Origin of the sequence: Moritella marina ATCC 15381 (assembly GCF_008931805.1) — a bacterium.
GTDB classification, from domain to species: domain Bacteria; phylum Pseudomonadota; class Gammaproteobacteria; order Enterobacterales; family Moritellaceae; genus Moritella; species Moritella marina.
The window spans coordinates 759,152-779,254 of the sequence record NZ_CP044399.1 but is presented as its reverse complement, the minus strand read 5'-3'; the positions used below and the strand labels follow the sequence as shown (position 1 = coordinate 779,254).

Annotated in this window: 17 protein-coding genes; all 17 read right to left on the bottom strand. The window is 40.4% G+C overall.

Going from position 1 to position 20,103, the window contains the following annotated elements; all coding sequences use genetic code 11:
• Positions 1-207 precede the first annotated feature (207 nt).
• The 17 genes from betA to FR932_RS03510 all read right to left on the bottom strand — a co-directional run bounded on the left by betA (position 208) and on the right by FR932_RS03510 (position 19,918).
• Complete coding sequence (gene betA, locus FR932_RS03595; RefSeq protein WP_019439923.1) at positions 208-1,899, bottom strand: choline dehydrogenase; 1,692 nt, start codon at positions 1,897-1,899, stop codon at positions 208-210.
• A 9-nt stretch (positions 1,900-1,908) separates the two neighbouring features.
• Positions 1,909-3,372 carry a betaine-aldehyde dehydrogenase gene (betB, locus tag FR932_RS03590; RefSeq protein WP_019439922.1) on the bottom strand — a complete coding sequence of 488 codons (1,464 nt, stop codon included), beginning with the start codon at positions 3,370-3,372 and terminating at the stop codon, positions 1,909-1,911.
• A complete protein-coding gene (betI, locus tag FR932_RS03585) occupies positions 3,363-3,968 on the bottom strand; it encodes a transcriptional regulator BetI (RefSeq protein ID WP_019439921.1) in 606 nt (201 codons plus the stop codon). Before betI ends, betB begins: the two co-directional genes overlap by 10 nt.
• A gap of 575 nt (positions 3,969-4,543) precedes the next feature.
• On the bottom strand, positions 4,544-5,278 hold the full coding sequence (locus FR932_RS03580) for a sporulation protein (RefSeq protein ID WP_019439920.1): 735 nt from the start codon (positions 5,276-5,278) through the stop codon (positions 4,544-4,546).
• Between the two features lie 157 nt (positions 5,279-5,435).
• Positions 5,436-6,578: a hypothetical protein gene (locus tag FR932_RS03575; protein ID WP_019439919.1), complete on the bottom strand. Its 1,143-nt coding sequence runs from the start codon at positions 6,576-6,578 to the stop codon at positions 5,436-5,438.
• Between the two features lie 9 nt (positions 6,579-6,587).
• Positions 6,588-6,809, bottom strand: coding sequence for a hypothetical protein (locus FR932_RS03570; RefSeq protein WP_019439918.1), 222 nt, complete (start codon positions 6,807-6,809; stop codon positions 6,588-6,590).
• Positions 6,810-6,990: 181 nt separating this feature from the next.
• Complete coding sequence (locus FR932_RS03565) at positions 6,991-8,499, bottom strand: PepSY-associated TM helix domain-containing protein (protein WP_019439917.1); 1,509 nt, start codon at positions 8,497-8,499, stop codon at positions 6,991-6,993.
• A 165-nt stretch (positions 8,500-8,664) separates the two neighbouring features.
• On the bottom strand, positions 8,665-9,015 hold the full coding sequence (locus FR932_RS03560; protein WP_019439916.1) for a hypothetical protein: 351 nt from the start codon (positions 9,013-9,015) through the stop codon (positions 8,665-8,667).
• A 157-nt stretch (positions 9,016-9,172) separates the two neighbouring features.
• Positions 9,173-11,488 carry an FdhF/YdeP family oxidoreductase gene (locus FR932_RS03555; protein WP_019439915.1) on the bottom strand — a complete coding sequence of 772 codons (2,316 nt, stop codon included), beginning with the start codon at positions 11,486-11,488 and terminating at the stop codon, positions 9,173-9,175.
• A 14-nt stretch (positions 11,489-11,502) separates the two neighbouring features.
• On the bottom strand, positions 11,503-12,537 hold the full coding sequence (fdhD, locus tag FR932_RS03550) for a formate dehydrogenase accessory sulfurtransferase FdhD (protein WP_019439914.1): 1,035 nt from the start codon (positions 12,535-12,537) through the stop codon (positions 11,503-11,505).
• Between the two features lie 380 nt (positions 12,538-12,917).
• Positions 12,918-13,682: a carbohydrate deacetylase gene (locus FR932_RS03545; RefSeq protein WP_019439913.1), complete on the bottom strand. Its 765-nt coding sequence runs from the start codon at positions 13,680-13,682 to the stop codon at positions 12,918-12,920.
• An 11-nt stretch (positions 13,683-13,693) separates the two neighbouring features.
• Complete coding sequence (locus FR932_RS03540) at positions 13,694-14,995, bottom strand: 6-phospho-beta-glucosidase (protein WP_019439912.1); 1,302 nt, start codon at positions 14,993-14,995, stop codon at positions 13,694-13,696.
• Between the two features lie 3 nt (positions 14,996-14,998).
• Positions 14,999-15,319 carry a PTS lactose/cellobiose transporter subunit IIA gene (locus FR932_RS03535; protein WP_240532348.1) on the bottom strand — a complete coding sequence of 107 codons (321 nt, stop codon included), beginning with the start codon at positions 15,317-15,319 and terminating at the stop codon, positions 14,999-15,001.
• A gap of 102 nt (positions 15,320-15,421) precedes the next feature.
• Positions 15,422-16,762, bottom strand: coding sequence for a PTS cellobiose transporter subunit IIC (locus FR932_RS03530; RefSeq protein ID WP_019439910.1), 1,341 nt, complete (start codon positions 16,760-16,762; stop codon positions 15,422-15,424).
• Positions 16,763-16,845: 83 nt separating this feature from the next.
• Positions 16,846-17,154, bottom strand: coding sequence for a PTS sugar transporter subunit IIB (locus FR932_RS03525; RefSeq protein WP_019439909.1), 309 nt, complete (start codon positions 17,152-17,154; stop codon positions 16,846-16,848).
• A gap of 665 nt (positions 17,155-17,819) precedes the next feature.
• Positions 17,820-18,677 (bottom strand): hypothetical protein, encoded by an 858-nt coding sequence (locus FR932_RS03520; protein ID WP_019439908.1) that lies wholly within the window; start codon positions 18,675-18,677, stop codon positions 17,820-17,822.
• Positions 18,678-19,327: 650 nt separating this feature from the next.
• Positions 19,328-19,918: a MepB family protein gene (locus FR932_RS03510; RefSeq protein WP_019439906.1), complete on the bottom strand. Its 591-nt coding sequence runs from the start codon at positions 19,916-19,918 to the stop codon at positions 19,328-19,330.
• Positions 19,919-20,103: the final 185 nt, after the last annotated feature.

The following is a 20,103-nucleotide window of genomic DNA, read 5'->3' as shown; positions in this document are numbered from 1 at the left end:
GTTTTAGATAGCACTACCCCTCAAACCTTAAATATCGGATTGACGATATTTAAACCCTGATGAATTGAGTATGACGTTAAAGACCATTTAGCCAGAACGGCTTAGGCTGGTCATATACCTAGATTGCGAATGCGTCATTCTCACAACGCATTCGCAGTACTTTTATCAACCCTATTGTCATAAAGTCGACTCACACTAAACCTTGCTTTAAGCAGGTTGTCGTTTTGGTTGTTGTAACCGTTGCGTGCTTTGCCATTTCGGCGCCACAGTCACCACAGTATCATCAGCTTTGAGCATGGTATTGCCCAAGATAATGTCGGCAGCACGCTCAGCTAACATGATCGTTGGCGAGTTCAAATTACCATTGGGAATGGTAGGAAAAATAGAGGAATCAACCACTCTTAGCCCGTCAATACCATGCACCTTGGTGTCTGAATCAACCACTGCCAGCGCGTCTTCACCCATCTTGCACGAACAAGAAGGATGGTAAGCACTTTCAACGGTACTTCTGACAAAGCTGTCAATCTCTTCATCGGTTTGCACCGCGATACCGGGTTGAATTTCTTCACCGCGAAATTCGTCTAATCCAGGTTGATTGATGATTTCACGTGTTAAGCGTACACACGCTCGAAACGCTGCAATGTCTTCAGCTGCAGATAAATAATTAAACTGAATATGTGGTGCCACGTGTGCATCTTTTGATACCACTTTGACAAAACCACGGCTTTTGGGTTTGTTATGGCCAACATGCACTTGAAAACCATGACCGGCAAACGCTTCTTTACCGTCATAACGCATTGCTGCTGGTAAAAAGTGATACTGCAGATCAGGCCACTCTAGACCGGGTTTTGAACGAATAAAACCACAAGATTCAAAGTGATTGGTCGCGCCTAAACCAGATTTATGAAAGAACCAACGCGCACCAATAAACAGTTTGTTTAATGGGTCTAATTTACCATTCAACGAAATCGGTTTAAGGCATTTAAATTGGAAGTAAAACTCAAGATGATCTTGTAAATTCTCACCCACACCAGGCAGTTCATGTATTTGTTCAATACCTGCATCTGCTAAGGTGCTTGCTTTACCGATACCCGATAACTGCAGAATATGCGGCGAACCAACCGAACCAGCCGACAAGATGACTTCTTTATTACAATGTAAAGTCGTTAGTTTGCCCTTGCGTTCAAACTCGATGCCAACAGCTTGCTTACCTTCAAACACAACTTTGTGTACCAAAGCATGGGTGATCACCGTTAAATTACTACGTTGCATCGCCGGTCTTAAATACGCATTTGCAGTCGACCAACGCACACCTTTTTTAATGGTCATGTGCATCGGGCCAAAACCTTCTTGCTGCTGACCATTGTAATCATTGGTTGCCATGTAACCGGCATCAACACCGGCAGCAACAAAGGCTTTATATAACGGGTTTTTCATGTTGTTACCGTTATTCACAGCCAGTGGTCCATTGCCACCGCGGTATTCATCACCGCCAAATGCCCAGCTTTCGGCTTTCTTAAAATAAGGTAAGCAATTGCTATAATCCCAATTTTTCGCACCGGATTGCTGCCATTCATCAAAATCACGGGCATGACCGCGTACGTAAACCATGCCATTAATAGAAGACGAACCGCCTAATACCTTGCCACGAGGACAATGCATACGGCGATTATCTAACGTCGGTTCAGCTTGGGTTTCAAACTGCCATGCGTATTTATTACTGTTCATCGGTATCGATAACGCAGTTGGCATTTGAATAAAGATACTCTTATCACTGCCACCCGTTTCGAGTAGCAATACTTTATTGGCTGGATCGGCTGATAAGCGATTCGCTAATACACAACCCGCACTACCTGCGCCAACAATAATATAATCGTACAATCCTTGTGATCTAGTCATAACCTTTCCTTAAAATGGGCTTTCAAGTGGTTGCATACCAACATACACAGCTTTAATCTGGGTATACGCTTTTAACGTTTCGCTGCCATTCTCGCGGCCAATACCCGACATCTTATAACCGCCAACAGGCATTTCTGCAGGTGATGCGCCATACGCATTGATCCAACAGATACCCGCTTCCATTTGATGAATAACACGGTGAGCACGGGTAATATCTTGAGTGAACACACCCGCCGCTAGGCCTAAGCGCGTATCATTAGCACGACGTACAACTTCATCTTCATCTGAGAATGTAAGAACTGACATCACTGGACCAAAGATCTCTTCTTTGCTCAATGTCATTTCATCTGTGCACTGAGTGAAAATAGTCGGCGCAACAAAATAACCATTCGGCGCATTGTCAGGTTTTAAAGCATGACCACCGGTAAGTAGTTCAGCGCCTTCTGCTTTACCAATGTCGATAAAGTTAAGCACTTTTTGTTGATGCTCTTTTGAAATCAAGGCACCAAAGTTAGTCTCTGGATCCATCGGATCGCCACAGATAATGTTGTTCTCGGTACGTTCACGCAGCTTCTCGATAAAGCGTGGGTAAATAGCCTCTTGTACAAATACACGCGTACCGTTGGTGCATACTTCCCCTTGGGTATAGAAGTTCGCTAACATTGCAGCTGATACCGCGTTATCAATATCGGCGTCATCAAAGATGATTAACGGTGATTTACCGCCAAGTTCCATGGTGACTTCCTTCAATGAACCCGCAGCAGCAGCCATTACTTTCTTGCCTGTGCCGACTTCACCCGTAAACGATACTTTGGCAATCTCTTCATGCGTCGTTAACCAAGCACCGACACGGCCATCACCTTGCACAACGTTAAATACGCCATGAGGTACACCTGCATCGGTAAATACTTCTGCTAATTTAATCGCACCACGTGGCGTTTCTTCTGATGGTTTGAAGATCATTACATTACCGCAAGCCAGTGCCGGCGCCGCTTTCCAGCACGCAATTTGTAGCGGGTAGTTCCAAGCGCCAATACCAGCGCAGATGCCTAGAGGTTCACGACGGGTATAGTAAAAATCATCACCAACCTGCTGTTGATTACCTTCAATGCTTGGTGCAAGGCCAGCAAAAAATTCGATTGAATCTGCGCCAGTCACAACATCAACGACAGACGCTTCTTGCCAAGGTTTACCTGTGTCATGCACTTCGATAGCAGCCAGTTCATCATTACGTTCACGTAATAAAGCCACTGCTTTTAATAAAATACGGCTACGTTCCATCGGCGTCATATTTGACCAAGTTGCAAAACCTGCTTTAGCACTGTCAATGGCTGCTTGCTGAACACTTGCGTCTGCAACTTCAACTAAATAACTCACCTGTCCGGTGGCAGGGTTGATAACTTCAAAGGTTTCGCCCGTTTCATTGGCGATAGACTGTCCGTGGACATAATTTTGATAAGTAATTAACGACATTGATTTTCTCCGTGCGGTGCAATCACCGCCTCGATAAAGGCTTTACATAAAATTTGGGCTTGTTCGAATTCTTGTTCAGGATCATGACTTAATGCACTACGTAACCAAAAACCATCAATCATCGCTGCAGCTTGTTTAGCACTATGAATAGCAGCATCCTCTGGCATGAGTTGTTTGAATGAAAAGGCCAGGTTGCTATACAAGCGTTTGCAATTAATATTTTGCAGTCTGGCTAATCCGGGATCATGTACTGCTTGTGACCAGAAACTTAACCAGGTTTTTGTTGCGGCGGTCGAACGTTGAAATTCAGTAAAATTAGATTCGACGATCATTGACAAGCGTGCCGCTGGAGATAAGTTTTTACCTAAGATGCGGCTTAATAATGCTTGCTTTAGTTCTTCGAGTAGATATTTGAGTGTTGCTTCAATCAGACCTTGTTTACCACCAAAATAATGGCTAATAAGGCCAGATGATAATCCCGCTAATCCACTAATCGTGTTGATTGTGGTGTGGTGTAAACCGTGACGTTCAACCGAGATCAACGTCGCGTCAATCAGCTGTTGCTGCCTCACTGTTTTCATTTCAGGTCTAGCCATAAAAAGTCATCATCCATGCTTAGTTTAAAGTCAACATCCATGTTCAGTTCAAGTCATTAGTCATGTTTATTTTTTGTGAATAAAGCTCATGACAAATAGTTAATTGAACGTTCAATTAACTACAACTATAATAGTTAGAGCTGTAACTATCAACCCCAGTTGTAATCATCAAAGCGGTTATCATAAAATAACGAATACATTACACACTAACAAAAAACAGATTAAACCACTGTTTTAAAAGAATAATACACCGAAGTTAAAATTAGGTTAAGCATGAGTAAATTAGTGGTAAATAAATTAATAGTTTCAACCATAATCATTATAAAATTGATTAAATAGGCTAAATTAAAACAATTAGATAACATAGAGAGTAGGCATAATCAGACTGTTAAGAGCTAAATTAACGCGTAATTAGAAGTAATCGCAGGGAATAATAAAGGGGGGATAACTGTCTTTTCAGGGGACATATAATGGCGAGAAGTAAGCTCGGTGTAGTCATCTCTACACCGAGCGATTATAACGATTTATTACAACTTTCTATTACAACTATCTATTACAGCGAACGCTTGTCGGTCTTAAATCAAATAATCGACTAAGTCGTCTATTTCAGCATCCGAGGCATGGATAGAGATATCAAAACTTTTATAACTATCGCCTCTTAACACGCGGTCTATCTCAGCTAAACCGTAAATAGTATCGCCTTTAATTGCAAAGCTAAGTTCGAGTTCACCACGGCTAAAAATACTGCTTTTACGAAATTCGATTTCTTGATATGCACCTGACTCATTGGTAAATCCAGACATCGAGATACTGCCTGATTCCATGTCAGTTTTAACCAGTTTTAAGTCTTTATCTTCGATTAGTTTACTAATAATACCCGCGATAGTAGGCAAAGGTAGCACATGAATAACGTCCTTATCGCTAGCATCAATGGCATAATCAATATCAAGTTCTGTATCTAACCACACAACGCATTGGTTATTACTGACAGCCAGCGTCGTGATCGGCGCTTCCGGATGTAAATCAAACTCAAAATCAAAACGATACTCAGCATCCGCCTTGGCATCAAACGCATCTGATACGTGGTATTGCGCTAATACATGATCTACAAACTGAATATTGTCATCAATTTCTTGTTTCACTTTCGTCATTAAGCAAATGGTAATGGCAGCGATGCTTTGATCTACGCTACCACCCATCACTTTTACATGCCCTGATACCAGACCACCTTGAAGTACTTCATTATGGTCAAGAATAGTGTCGACTTTAGCGCCACCAAAACCCAGTGCTGCAGATATATTTTTAAACATATTATTCACTTACATAACAATTAACGATAAGACTATCTCATCATTAAACCTTGTCTATTACAAGTGAACAACAAAAAAGCCTGCTTCAAAAGCAGGCTTAAATTCATGATTAGATTCATGACTAGATTCATGACTAGATAATACGAGGCAAGAACGACTAGCTATTCATTTTAGCTTGCAAAGCCGCAATCAGTCCTTGTACGTCTGCAATTGCAGTCGATTTTTTCGGCTGATGAGCTTCATTGTCCGCAAAATTTAAGAAAGCATCCATCGCTTTCATATCCACATTACTGTCTGATTTCGCCCACTCGTCAAACATAGCTTCATCTTTAGTTATAACGTAACCACATGAATTAATTGGTACCTTAACATCTTTTTTCAACACAAGTGTATTCGAATAACTGTTAAGACTAAACGCTCTAAAGCGGCCTTTACTGTACTGTCTGGCTATCGCCGCGACACTTTGAATGGCCACATTTGCAGCTAATGAACCAACTGCACTTGCCGTTGCCGTCATCGCATTTGTCGTCGTAGAAACCATTGAGTGACCTTTTCTACCGTAAGCATCATAGGCATATACTTTGGTCGTTTCTCTTCTTTCTGACCAAGGTATTTTCATAAACTCATTACCACCTTCAGCTTCCTTATTATGAATAACAATTGGCATGCAATGATATAACTCGCCTTCCCACTCAATGGTGGTTTTTTTAAATTGCCAAGGCCAGTGTGCTTCTGGTAAATATTTAACGCATAAAGCAGGTAACATACAGGCCAAATGTGCTTGTCGATTATCACTTTGCAGTCGGCTAATTAATATTGACGCTTCAAATTGTGCCGCTTTATAATCCCCAGACAATGCTGCTACCACTAATGTAATAACCTGACCCCATACTGTTGATTCGACTTTATAATCAACAGGTAGATTCGCTATTGCATTGAGTGCTTCGGGCACATTTTCCTGCTTAAGTTGCTCCATCACTGCAATCAAAGCAACCGATCTTGAGACTCTATTCGCTGTGGGTGCTTCATACCTATTCACAACATCATATAAATCATCCACACTTTTTGTTCGCGCTGCGATTTTTCTGACATCATCAAGTGTTACTACATCAGGTTGATTATTTAATAATGATTTTAATTTTTTATCTCTAAAGTTAACCGCTTTAACCGATTTTTTTGAATCATCACTGATTAAGTAAAGACCAACGCCATAAGCGTTGAACCATTCATTATCCGAAAAATTTTTGTTTGGTTTACGTAGTAGCGCGTCTTCTGCAAAATTTTCTATATGGTTATACATCCGAATCCCCTACACAAATTTCAATGCAATAAAGCCAATAACAAGTACACTCGCAGCAACCTTTGCCAGAAAAATGTTTCTTTCTCTTTTCTTCACACGCGGTAAATGTTCAGCAAGTACTTCGTCTTGAAGTTGCTTGAAATCATTAAGACGTTGATCATAATTATTAGCACGATTGCTGAAAATAGATTGCAGCTCTGTCACTGCTGAGGAGTTTAAATTATCGCTCATAATGTTTCCTTACAGGGATATCTGGGTACAAAGCATTGTATACCACTATATGAATACATAAAAAAACATATTTCAAATTACCATTTATAATCATCCGTTTAATTAAAAAGTAATCATTTAAATAACAAAATATGAGCAGTGAATCGAGGATAATTTGTCACCGCTCATTCAAAAAATACCGCTAGTTCAACGCAACTTGCAATTTACTTACACGCTTAATAACCAGCCAATCAATAAACAATACCAAGGCGATTGTACCACCAGCCAGCGGTAACATAAGCGATAAAACTAAGATCGTCATCAGCCCCACTTTCCAAACACCGTCATGTTCAAACTTTGGCGGCGCGCCCAATACTTTTTTACCTACAGGTCGGCGTATCCACCACATCACACCACCTGAGATGGCGATAAATATAAAGGCCAAACAAAATAATACATTCACTATTTTATTCAATACACTGACATCCCCTTGATGCAGGGCAATACCAGCTGCCATAAACTTCGCCATGGGGTTATATTCGTTCCACGTTACATCGGCTAAAACCCGACCTGAATACTGATCGATATGCGTGGTCCTATCCAATCGAGGATCGGTGATATCACCACTCATGGTATTCGCTGCCAAGGTGTAAACTCCGGTTTCACTACGTGGCAAGTTAAGCTTAAATTGCGTAAACCCGAGCGCTTTAGCTTGCGCGAGTATGTTATCGATACCCACTTTAGCCACGCCTCTATCTGCTGACATGCTATCTGCTGGTACCGTATCTGATGACATAGCTCCGTGTTGCATATTGTCATGTGAAACAGCATTGCCTGTTGCAGCTAGCATCGCAGCATGGTCATGTGATTCTGGCATTAGTGTCTGCTCTAAGTTCCATGGCATCTCTTCTTCACTGCCGTGATTCATTGACGCATGATTTTGTGTAGATAGAGGTACGTTATCCCATTTCTCTGCTGGAAAACTACTCCACGCCTGCACAAATTTACCACCCCAAATACTTGCCCATGCTAAGCCTGAAATAAAGAAAAATAACAAGACAAAGGATAATAAACCGCCAATATTGGCGTGCAGATCTCGAAGTAGTATACGTGGCCCATTTGTCGTTCTTATTTTTAAAAACCCAGCTTTACTCCCTTTATCTCTAGGCAGCCACAAATAAATACCAGTCACTAATAAGATCACGCCCAAACTTGCGGCTATTTCAATCAAGTAATCCCCCCAATCACCTAACAGTAAAGTACCGTGAATATCATTGGCGAGTTGATACCAACTATCACTGCGATCTATCGAACCTATAATCTCGCCACTATATTGATTCACCGTCACAAATATCGTCTTACCAGAATCGAGAGTAATGGAAAATCGATTAGCCAAATCAGGGCTAGGAGCTGGCACAAACTGCGTCATGCTTGCGTCGGGATAAGCGAGCAATACATTATCCATTTGCACAGAAACAGCCACAGTCGAGGTTTGTGGCACGACTTCCAACACTGATTGGTAACGGCTAAATTCAATTTCATCATCAAACAACATGACCAGACCCGTTAAGCTCAGCATCAACATAAACGGGATCAAAAAGAGCCCCGCATAAAAGTGCCAACGCCATGTTAAGAAGTAATGGTATTTTGAGCGCGCAAGCTCCTCGCGATCTGAAGATACGTGATTTCCAGACTGAATAATTTTCGACATTTTTGTATTTTCCTTTCTACAAAATCCCTATCGAGTTAACGAAGGTCATCCATATTAACTAAATTTTTTCGTCATCAATTCCCCCGCTAAAGCAAAAACTTAACTGGATATTAATCACGTGAATACGCTGTACGAGTAGAGTAACGAGTACAACGATAATTTAAATTAAGAAAGGACTGCGGGCGGTGCGCGAGGTACTTGCCATTGATGACGTATGTTATACGCTAAAAATGAGTAGTGATCTTGAATTGAAAAGCTAACACCCACTAATACTGGCGTGGTTAATAAAGCGAGATCATGAAACGAAGAAAAGTGACTGAATGGGCAAGGTTTTCCCTCATGACTTTGAGGTTTACCTTTTTCGATTTGAACCAGTTCCAGTCCATTGACAGTACACAAGGTCGCCCATACACCAACACTATTATTCGCGTTAAGCACTGGCATCACAGTGACTAACACCCAACTAATTAGGCTAGCAAGCAACATTGATTTTTTAAAATAAGAACTGTGTTTCATACGATACTCTATAGATTTATATGGAGTGTACATAAATCTATAACATATCGCAAAATTAGTAACATGTGATTAACGTTTAGTCATCTAATGCTCAATCATATCAGACAAAAAACCTGCTATTACAGCAGGCTATATAACTCGTCAATCAACCGATAAATTAAACATTCGCTAACTCAATGTGTTCAGGTTGTAAGACTGCCTCGGATAACACCACAGGGATGGCTTTAGAAATTGGCGTATGACTCAAATCCCCTTTACCATCGATAGATACCAGCGGGTTAGTTTCAGGAAAGTAAGCCGCAATATTACCTGCTGGAATGTCATAAGCGACAAGTTTAAAACCAAACACTTTACGTTCAATACCATCAGGCCACAGTGATTCAATATCAACTAATTGACCATTCTCCATACCTAATGCAGCGATATCATTTTCGTTAACAAAAAGTACTCTACGCTCACCAGAAATGCCGCGATAGCGATCGTCAAAGCCATAAATGGTTGTATTGTACTGATCATGTGAACGCATGGTTTGTAATACAAACACCGGATCGTTACTGAGTTCTCGTAAGTTTGCAGGCAATAAATGCACCGGCAAATCATGTCGCATGAATTGTGCTTTTTTCGATACAGTGTTCCATTGTCTCTGCGCTGCGCTATTACCAAGGTAGAAACCACCCGGTTGCTTGATCTTAGTGTTAAAATCACTAAAACCAGGGATGCTTTTTGCTATTAAATCTCGAATTCGCGCATAGTCTTCAATAACCCAATCCCAATCAATCGGTTGCTTACCCAGTGTCGCTGCAGCTATACCGGCAATAATCGCAGGTTCAGAGCGCATTTCACCAATATCTCCGGCGACCACACCAGCAGAAGCATGTACCATGCTAAACGAATCCTCGACAGTGATACTTTGCGGCCCTGACGCTTGCATATCAATATCTGTACGTCCTAAACAGGGTAAGATAAGCGAGTCTTTACCCGCGATAAGATGCGTACGGTTTAATTTAGTGGCGATGTTAACCGTCAGATGACAGTTAGATAACGCTTGTTGCGTTAACGCTGTATCAGGTGTTGCTGCAGCAAAGTTTCCGCCTAAGCCAATAAAGACTTTACTGTCGCCAGCAAGCATAGCTTTGATTGCGTCAACGGTATTGTGCCCCGCCTCTGTCGGCGCTTGAAAATCAAATTCATCGGAGATACTTTGAGTAAACGCCACCGTCGGTTTTTCATCAATGCCCATCGTGCGGTCACCCTGCACATTACTGTGCCCGCGCACGGGACATAATCCAGCGCCTTGTTGTCCTAATTGGCCAAATAAGAGTTGTAAATTGGCGATTTCTTGAATAGTTTTTACTGAGTGCTTATGCTGTGTAATACCCATCGCCCAGGTAATAATTACCCGTTTTGCTTGGCGATAAATGTTGGCTGCGTGTTCTATCTCAGACTGTAACAACCCCGCTTGCTCGGTAATCTCATGCCATGCTGTCGCTTTAACAGCGTTTAAATACTCACCCAGACCTTGGGTATGTTCGTTAATAAAAGCATGATCAAATAAAGATACCCGCCCAGCCGCTAACTCAGCATCATCAATGACGCAAAGTGCTTTAACCATGCCACGTACAACGGCCATGTCACCACCCAATTTGGGGGTAAAATAACATTGGCTAATTTGGGTCGAACCATCAGTGAGCATCTCTTTCACTGACTGTGGGTTAGTAAAACGCTCTAAGCCTCTTTCTTTTAGTGTATTGAACGTAACGACAGCTGCCCCGCGACGGGATGCCTGTCGCAACGTATCTAACATGCGCGGATGGTTGGTACCAGGGTTTTGACCAAACACAAAAATAGCATCTGCATGCTCGAAATCTTCCAGTGTTACGGTACCTTTACCGATACCGATGGCTTGCTTTAGCCCGACACCACTGGCTTCATGACACATATTCGAGCAGTCAGGAAAGTTATTCGTACCAAACTTACGTACAAAAAGTTGATATAAAAATGCCGCTTCATTACTCGCACGACCTGAAGTATAGAATTCAGCTTGATGAGGACTTGCAAGCGCATTTAAATGTGTCGCGATGAGCGTAAACGCTTGCTGCCAACTCACCGCTTCATAACAATCCGTCACACGGTTATACTTAACTGGATGACTAAGACGACCCTGGGATTCTAAAAAATAATCACTTTGCAGTGTTAACCAACTTACCCGATGGTTAGCAAAAAAATCGGGAGTAACACGCCTGCTTGTCGCTTCCCAGTTAACCGCTTTAGCGCCATTTTCACAAAATTTAAACGCCGTCTGTTCTTTCGACTCACCCCAAGCACAGCCCGGACAATCAAAGCCTTTATCTTGATTTGTTTTTAATAAATTACGAATATTACGTGATACATTCTCACTTTTGACTAGATGCTTTGTCGTACTTAATAGCGCGCCCCAGCCACCAGCCGAACCTTCATATTTTTTAATTGTCATTGTGATCCTCTATATCAATTATCATTAAGCAGGTTTAAACGGAAAGCACCATGATAGATATTGAATCCACCATCACGGCTAAAGCCTATCAAAGTCAAATTGAAACGTTTTGCCATGTTAATTGCCAAGCTAGATGGTGCACCGACAGCCACTAATATAGAAATACCCGACACCAGCACTTTTTGGATTAATTCGAAACTGATGCGTCCGCTTAAAAATGTAATTTTATGCAGGGCATCAAACTCAGGACTTCTTGCCAGTTTTCCCAGCAACTTGTCTAAGGCATTATGACGACCAACATCTTCACTACTCAGTAATAGTTGGCCTTGAGCATCGAATAAGGCGCAGCCATGTACCCCACCTGTTTGATTAAACATCGATTGATATTGGCGCAGTTGCTCACTAAAATGGGGAATAATATGATCAGATAGCCAGCCTGCGCTTGTATCTAAATCAATAATATTACGCAGTTCTAAAGACTTTATAGACGACTTACCACATACGCCACAGCTGGAAAATGAGGTGGTATCTCGATTGATTAATGCCCAATCGACAACAACACCCGGTGATAGCTGTACATGTATTTCATTGTGGTTGGTTTTATTTTGGTCAATGTCATCTAAATCAAATTGTTCGTTAATGCCGACAATGTCATCAGCACGCTTGATAATGCCTTCTGCCAATAATAACCCCGTCACCAAATTAACATCGTCACCCGGTGTACGCATGGTGACTAAATAAACCCGCTCTTGCTCTTTACCTAACGTGTCATTATAAATAAGACTAATCTGCAAAGGTTCTTCAATAATCACAGAGTCGATGCAAAGGCTAATATTTACACCATTAACCTGCTTTAAAGCACACGCAACTACGCCCACTGTAGTTGCTGTAGTCTTTGATTTTGTCGTTGTAGTTACCTTTGACATAGTATGATGACTTAGCTGGTCATTTCGCGTGGTGTTTGCCATGTTATATGGAAAATTGTGTTTTAATCTCGCATCTTTATTATCGAATGTACGGTGTTGCTGATTGCTTTTTTGTTCAGCCATAGGGACGCTTCACTCTATTAGATCTCGGTTTTAAATGGATATGCGCAAAACAAGATCTTCACACTAACGCGTACAGCGTAATAAACATATCGAGAAAATTTGTGCATTTGATAAGAAAAACTTATCAACTCGCGGGATGTAAGGTAAGCATAGGCTTAAGCCTATAGTCTCACTAAAGGTGTACTGCAAACATTTAGTCATTTTGTGATACGTATCTTAGAAGGTCGCTATCACTGTAAATAGGGATGGATTACTGGATGCTTGGATGGAATGCTGGATACGCAGCTTTACAGGTGGCCGACAGTAAATACCCACTACATCGATTTGACGTAATGGGTATAATTTAAAATACCTTTTTAGATATCTTATTTTAACAATTGTTAATTAACAGAAGTAAAGCTAACACATTCGATTCGATTGACCTCTAGCCAATCTTTTAGCGCTTGCGAAGTGAGAATATTAAACTCATCAACACGCTTATCAACATAACTCGATAAGGTTGGTAATAACATATCCCCTGCTAATGTGGTATGACTCATTAGCTCTAACGTGCCATTTGGGATCTCGGCATTAAACTCAAGGATCAATGCTTGCAGTCGCGCTAATGTGACGCCTTCATCATAGAATCGAGCGCTAAATTTTTCTGTTGTTGGAACAGTTAAATCTGCACACCCCGATGTAACATGATCAACACGGCGTACGGGGATACCAATATCATTGGCAAAAGCAATAAATGCTTTTTTATAAGGTGGAAATACTGCAGCAAAGTGATGGCTATCAATATGCGTGATATTAATACCCGCATCGATCGCTTTATCATATTGCGCTTTAAACTCACTATAAGCTTGCTCAAAACTGAGCGTTTCAGCTGCAATCACTTTATCTTGCTTTAAAAAGAAACCACCACTATCGACTAAATCTGGCACTAGGCTCGCATCTAACACTGGTTTGCCGCTGGTCAGCGTGACATGTAGACCAACATTCGGTATCAAGCCCTGCTTAATTAATTCAATCGCATGATCGGTTGCCGGTTGGTTCATCATTATCGTTGTTGATTGCACAACACCGACTTTAAAGCAGGCGACAACAGATTCATTTACTTTTTCAGTCAGACCTAAATCATCTATGTTTACGATTAGTTGCATAAATCACTCTGCTATTTATTGTTAAACTGAGTTAAATACTTCGCGTTAAGTTCAATCATCTCATCTAAGATTTCTTTCGTTACCGTGCCTTTACGCACTAATGGATTGATTGTTAATGCTTGTAATGCCGCGCCATAATCACCAAATACACCCGCTTCAACAGCCAGCTCTTCGAATGCTTTTTGTAATTGTAACGTACCACGAATTGCCGGATTAGTAATTGGCGGTAGGTTTAATGGTTGTGGCCCACATGAGGTGATCACTGACGTTGCTTCAATGGCACAATCATTAGGTAATTCAGAAATCGTACCGTTGTTGCGAATATTTACGTGCATTAATGTACGCTTATCATTGTGGATAGCATTAATTAGTTCGCATGCTGCTTCTGAATAATGCGCGCCGCCACGCTCTTCTAATTGTGCTGGTTTAACATTAAGATTTACATCTTCGTACAATTTGAATAGTGCTGTTTCAATTTCTTGAACCTGTTCACCACGCGTTACGTAACCTTCTGACTTAACTTCTTTTTGCTCTAAGTCATCTTGCTTGTAATAATACTGATGATAACCACACGGTAATGCGCCTAAGTGTTTTAATTGCTCAGGTACCCAAGTAACTTCGCCTAAGTTTTTAGGCAATGCAAACTCTTCACCAGAACATACTTTATCGATTAATTCACCAATACGATCTTTACCGTGGTCCCAAATATGGAAGGCGTGGATAAAGTGATTCAAACCCGCAAATTGCACCTGCAGATCTTTCGTGCCCATCAATTCTTCAATACCAAATTGCGTGCACACTGGCACATTGCATAGGCCAATGACTTTTATGTTGGTATGTTTCAGTACCGTTTCAGTGATAATACCCGATGGATTAGTGAAGTTAATTAACCAAGCGTCAGGACAGATTTCTTCCATGTCTTTACACAAAGACAGTGTCACTGGAATAGTACGCATTGCTTTAGCAAAACCGGCAATACCATTGGTTTCTTGACCAATCATGCCGTACTTATTACCCAATAACTCATCTTGCACACGCGCCGGGATCATACCTACACGCATTTGCGAGCAAACATAATTGGCGCCAGTTAAGGCTTTACGACGATCAAACTCAATGTTCAATTCAATATCAACACCGGCATTTTCAATCATGCGTTTCGCTAATGCGCCAACAGTCTCAACTTTGTAACGGCCTTCTTCGATATCAAATAGATCTATGTGTGTTACAGGCAGTTCGTGATGACGATTAATGAAGCCTTCGATAATTTCAGGAGTGTAACTCGAACCACCACCGATAATAGTAATTTTTAACATGATTTAGTCCTCGTTTTGAATACGTCTTTGCAGTTCAATGATTTCGAATGCTAGGTCTTTACACAACATGGCATTCATAATGTGATCTTGAATATGCGTTAAAATCAACGTCATTTTAACTTTGCCCTCACCTTCATCGAAACTGATAAGCTCGGTCTGTGATTTATGCACTTCTTCTAATGCTTCATCTGCCGCTTTAAGTGATGCTTTTGCGGAGTCGAAATCACCTTGTCTTGCTTCAACCATTGCTTGCATTACAGCTGAACGCGCTGCCCCCGCTTGGCATAAAAGTGTCATCAGAAACTCTTCTGTAATTTCCATCATCCGAACCTTAATTTTTGTATTGTAATTTGCGACTTTAGTCAGCCATCTCTTAGCTTTAATTTGACTGTAAGAGATGGCTATGTGAATACTTACTGCTTGTTATTAACCTGCAGTTGCTGGTGATAATGCTTTTTCGTCAGCCTTTTCTTCAAATTTTTCTTGTGCTAGTAATTCTTTTTCATATGCTTTGAAGAATGGGTAGAAGATTAAACCACTCACGGTGAAGCAAGTTGCAACGATAACGGCAGCGAACATCGAGTTTGTCGACATTACAGCTCCGATTGGCGCAGGCATTGTCCATGGTGGTAAAGCCACAACTTTAGATACTAGGTCTAGTTTGAATGCGCCCCAAACGATACATGCGTTAACTAATGGCGCTGCGATCCAAGGGATAAAGAAGGTTGGGTTCATTACAATTGGCGTACCAAAAGTCACAGGTTCGTTAATATTGAAACAACCAGGGATGAATGACATTTTACCAATCGTACGTAAGTGAGCTGATTTAGAGCGAGCCATCATACAAACAAGTGCTAATGTACCGCCTGAACCACCAACGAATACGAAGAAGTCCATCACTGGGTTGATAAAGATAGCCGGTAATTCTCTACCTGCTTCCAGTGCTTCTTGGTTTGCACCTAAGTTGATGAGTAATAGTGGACCAATGATGCCACCAACAACAGATGCACCATGAATACCAGCGAACCATAATAATTGAATTAATAAGATAGCAAGTGCAAAGGCAAAGAAGGTATCAGACGCTGCAACAAGTGGCTTGAATAATGCCATGATGCCTGTTGCAATATTAAGGTCAAAGTTACCCAATACACCATTGATGATTTGTACAATTAAGATCATCACAACAACAGGGATAAGCAGATCAAACGACGCTGATATTTTTTCAGGCACTGCTTCAGGCATTTTGATACGAATATTCTTTTCAACAAGGAAAGTTTGCAGTGTTGGTACTAATAGACCACAAATGATAGCAGTAAATGCGCCAGCACCACCTAAGTAAGCCATCGGGATCACACTACCTAATTCACCACCAACCCAAACAGCTGGCGCAACAGCAAGTAGGAAAGAGAACATAGACAACATGCCAGAGTTCATTGGGCTAACACCTTTAGTGTTAAGCGTCTCGGCTAAGTTGTATGCAATACCATAAGCCGAGTACATCGCGAATATACCCATACTGACAAAGAATGGACCCACAATATTGTCACGACCGATACCTTGTACAACTGAATTCCAGCCATCTAAGAACCAATTACCCGTGCCAGGGGGATTAGCGAATACCAGCAGTAAAGAACCAACAATCAAGAACGGCATTGTTGAAATGAAACCATCTTTAATGGCGCAAATATGCTTTTGACTCGCGACCTTACCTGCAATAGGTGCGATAACACGCTCGACAAAATTCATGGTCGAATTGATAAGTGACATAAAAAACTTCCTTATTTATAAAAATATGTATTGAATCACTGTAAAAAAATACGCAGCAATCTTGCTACGCATATGTTAATTATTTAACTCGCTTTTAAATCAATCGCTTGTTGTAGTATTTCTTTGCCCTTCATCATGCCGTATTGCATCATGTCAATTTGTCCGCACGCCACATTTTCTTCTTCACAGCGCTTGCTGAATTCAGCGAATTTGTATTTAACCTGTGGAGCAACCAAACAAACATCATTTTTCTTCAGTTCAGTCTCAAATGCAGAAATAGAGTAAGCATTTATTTCAGCTTCAACACCAGACTCCTCTGCAGCCTTACGCATTTTATTAACAACCATAGACGTTGACATACCAGCTGCACAGCAAAGGAAAACTTTAATCATTTTATATATCCTCTTGATTTTAAAACTTAAAATTAATTTCAGGATGTGTTCTATATTTATTTTCAATAGAATTAACACATCCCCTTTTGAGGTATATGTTGCGCCAATGTTTTTTTGTTTACAAACCATAAAAACTTAATTTGTGATCTGAAATATGTTTCAAGTGCAATTATTTATCACCCGTAAACAGTATTTTTTAATACACATTATGAATACGCAATTAGGTTGAGAGTATTTAACAAAATAAAATTAAAATTAAATACCTATAAATACAAAGGGTTACACGTAACCCAATGACGTCCGATTAATGCCCCTACTGTCAATTAGAATTTAAGCTCTAGTTTGAAATTAAAAAATATAAAAAAACACTAAAGTATATTAAATAATACAAACCTTAATTTTTATTGCGAATTAACCTTGATGTAGATCACCCTATTTTGAAGCAGGCATGAAATAAGAAGTGAAAATGGGAAGAATTCAGATCAAAAAAAGCGCCTAACTGGCGCCTTTATCTATTCATATTAATCGGAGGGATTACGCGGGAATTGGAAAAACCACCCCATCTTGTATGTGAATAAATTAGTAGAACATATAGCACTTAATATCGCTAACATTCATTAATTTCGGTATCAATGACGACCGTTATAAGTGAGGATGTTATAGGTCTACAAGGTTATTTTGCTAAAAACGAGCTGTTTAAGCATAAGCAAAAAGCCTATTGGTAATAAGATCGTTTTAAGTAAAAACAATGCCATTAGTTCCATAAAGCTAATAATGGAATCTTCGATACTTTGTTGCATATAAGCCACTTTATCTGTCTCAACTTTTAGTTTGTTTGTGGCATTTTCCCAACTGGCTTTCATTGCATCCACAAAGCCCTGTTCTGCTTTAACTGCTAATTCCGCATCACCATCTTGAACACCTTTAACTAATGCCGTTACACCTTCAATTTGGCTGGATTGTCGTTGAATTTGTTCGTCGATAAACAGCTTATCAACCATAATATTGAGTCCAAGCGATAATACGACAGCAAAGCGTATTAATACGATCACTTTAAATGCTGACTGCGCTATTTTTCTATATTGCTTAGTGCCTCGAATCCACATAGTCATGAGCAATGCAAAAGACGCGAGTATTAATAAGATATTCGCTAATTTAGACGCCATCATCATCAACAGAATTTTTTGTAACGCTAATGAGCCGACAGCTAATGTCATCACCCAGGTAAACTTGTTGATCAAGTCGCTTACCGGGTTGAGCATTTCTCCAATATCAATCGATGCTACACCAACTGAAAGCTCAGTGCTTTTAACAACCGATATAACGGCATCGAGCGTACGGGCAATAGCGAAACTCGCACCGGCAGCAACAATTGAGTCATCAACCATGGTATGCGCTTTTTCATCAGCAATACGAACAAGGCCTAAAACAGTTATCGCAATAATTAAAACTGTCATCAGCCATTTAACAGGTAAGTTAGTTTTGTTTTCAGGTGTTGTTACCGCTATATCTAAATTATTCATGCTGTTCCTATAATACCAAGTTCATACCTTTGCACGGTCGTGCAAGAGGGATAATCTTCCCATAACAACAAGACTTTAGCTACAGTCAGCACCTTAATCAACCACAGCAGCAACGCTATTAACGTTATGATATAAAATGCTCGACTGCGTCTGCAAACGAATAAAGCTCGGGCAATCAATATCGGTGAGCAAATCAACATCCTTAATGACATGATGCTCACATTGATACCCCAAACGCGTTAATGTTTTATCAAAGCTGAGTTGATGGTCTGCTTGGTAAATGAATATGTCGGATAAAATAGTTGGGCATTAACACTATTTATATCAGTAAAAAAGCTTTGTTTTAACTCATCAGTTTGTCCTTTAACAGCAAGTGCTTCACACAAAGAATACGCCGCTTTATTGTAGTCAACCCAATGGATGATCATGTGGCTATTGAACAGGATAATGAGCCATCTGTCGATGATGATACAAGCGGATGCCTCGACATCTAGCTTGAATGCATCAAGCCTACTACCCTAAGTAAGACCCTAGTAGTTGGACATCCAATGACTGGGGTCTTAATTATATTAAGTAGCCCAGTTTTAACTCGATAGATGTTGTGATTTAATTAATTTGTACACCTGAATAATGAGTATCAGAAGAAAAAATTAACCTAATATTTCATTTAATTTCTTAGGATCAATCAAACCATCATCAATTTCAACAAAATAGGGTAATTGCCAACGCTGAGTTTTTTTACCTGATTCTGAAAATACCTTAGTTCCTGTCACCCCTCGGTCTTGGCTCCATGGCGGAAAGACTCGAAAACCTGTTTTTCCTTTACTTTGTTCTGAAGACACAATACCTTTTTTAACCAACACAGCAACAGGAAAAATAAACATGCCAGACTTTGGCTTACCCATGGATTCTTCGGCACTTGTCACATTAGAATGTGCTTCTACTTGAACAAACAAATAATCCAATTCTTTGTGTTTAAAAGGGATAGGCTTATGACTATCTGCACGAGAACTTGATGGGCGTTGCCAAATAGCTAAAAAAGCACCTGGTCTATCTGCTGTCACCTTACCTTTGCGATAGATGATACCTTGGTCATCTAAAGAAAAAGTTAATGCCTTATATTTAGCGCTTTCAGGGATAGGGTCTAGTTCTATATTTTTAGTTATTGCATAACCGGCGGGAACAAACCCTGTCATTAAAAGAGACTCTAATTCATCACGGTAGGTATTACTTTCTAACAAAACACCCTCACTACAGTTCTCTATCGTTTCATTGTCATTAACAATATCAAATGTACCTGCTATTACAAGTGAGTATATAAACCACCTGTTACTTTATAGAATACACATCAGGCAGAACAGTATTCTCTTATCATGGCGCTATTACAGTGATCTTTCTAAGCACTTATTACGTACAAATTATACGT

Coding starts and splice junctions, on each gene's coding strand:
- FR932_RS03575 (WP_019439919.1), bottom strand. CDS start 6,578: ATGTATAACCATATAGAAAATTTTGCAGAAGACGCGCTACTACGTAAA.
- betB (WP_019439922.1), bottom strand. CDS start 3,372: ATGTCGTTAATTACTTATCAAAATTATGTCCACGGACAGTCTATCGCC.
- fdhD (WP_019439914.1), bottom strand. CDS start 12,537: ATGGCTGAACAAAAAAGCAATCAGCAACACCGTACATTCGATAATAAA.
- FR932_RS03560 (WP_019439916.1), bottom strand. CDS start 9,015: ATGAAACACAGTTCTTATTTTAAAAAATCAATGTTGCTTGCTAGCCTA.
- FR932_RS03535 (WP_240532348.1), bottom strand. CDS start 15,319: ATGATGGAAATTACAGAAGAGTTTCTGATGACACTTTTATGCCAAGCG.
- FR932_RS03545 (WP_019439913.1), bottom strand. CDS start 13,682: ATGCAACTAATCGTAAACATAGATGATTTAGGTCTGACTGAAAAAGTA.
- FR932_RS03555 (WP_019439915.1), bottom strand. CDS start 11,488: ATGACAATTAAAAAATATGAAGGTTCGGCTGGTGGCTGGGGCGCGCTA.
- FR932_RS03540 (WP_019439912.1), bottom strand. CDS start 14,995: ATGTTAAAAATTACTATTATCGGTGGTGGTTCGAGTTACACTCCTGAA.
- FR932_RS03520 (WP_019439908.1), bottom strand. CDS start 18,677: ATGAATAATTTAGATATAGCGGTAACAACACCTGAAAACAAAACTAAC.
- FR932_RS03570 (WP_019439918.1), bottom strand. CDS start 6,809: ATGAGCGATAATTTAAACTCCTCAGCAGTGACAGAGCTGCAATCTATT.
- FR932_RS03580 (WP_019439920.1), bottom strand. CDS start 5,278: ATGTTTAAAAATATATCTGCAGCACTGGGTTTTGGTGGCGCTAAAGTC.
- betI (WP_019439921.1), bottom strand. CDS start 3,968: ATGGCTAGACCTGAAATGAAAACAGTGAGGCAGCAACAGCTGATTGAC.
- FR932_RS03530 (WP_019439910.1), bottom strand. CDS start 16,762: ATGTCACTTATCAATTCGACCATGAATTTTGTCGAGCGTGTTATCGCA.
- FR932_RS03525 (WP_019439909.1), bottom strand. CDS start 17,154: ATGATTAAAGTTTTCCTTTGCTGTGCAGCTGGTATGTCAACGTCTATG.
- FR932_RS03565 (WP_019439917.1), bottom strand. CDS start 8,499: ATGTCGAAAATTATTCAGTCTGGAAATCACGTATCTTCAGATCGCGAG.
- betA (WP_019439923.1), bottom strand. CDS start 1,899: ATGACTAGATCACAAGGATTGTACGATTATATTATTGTTGGCGCAGGT.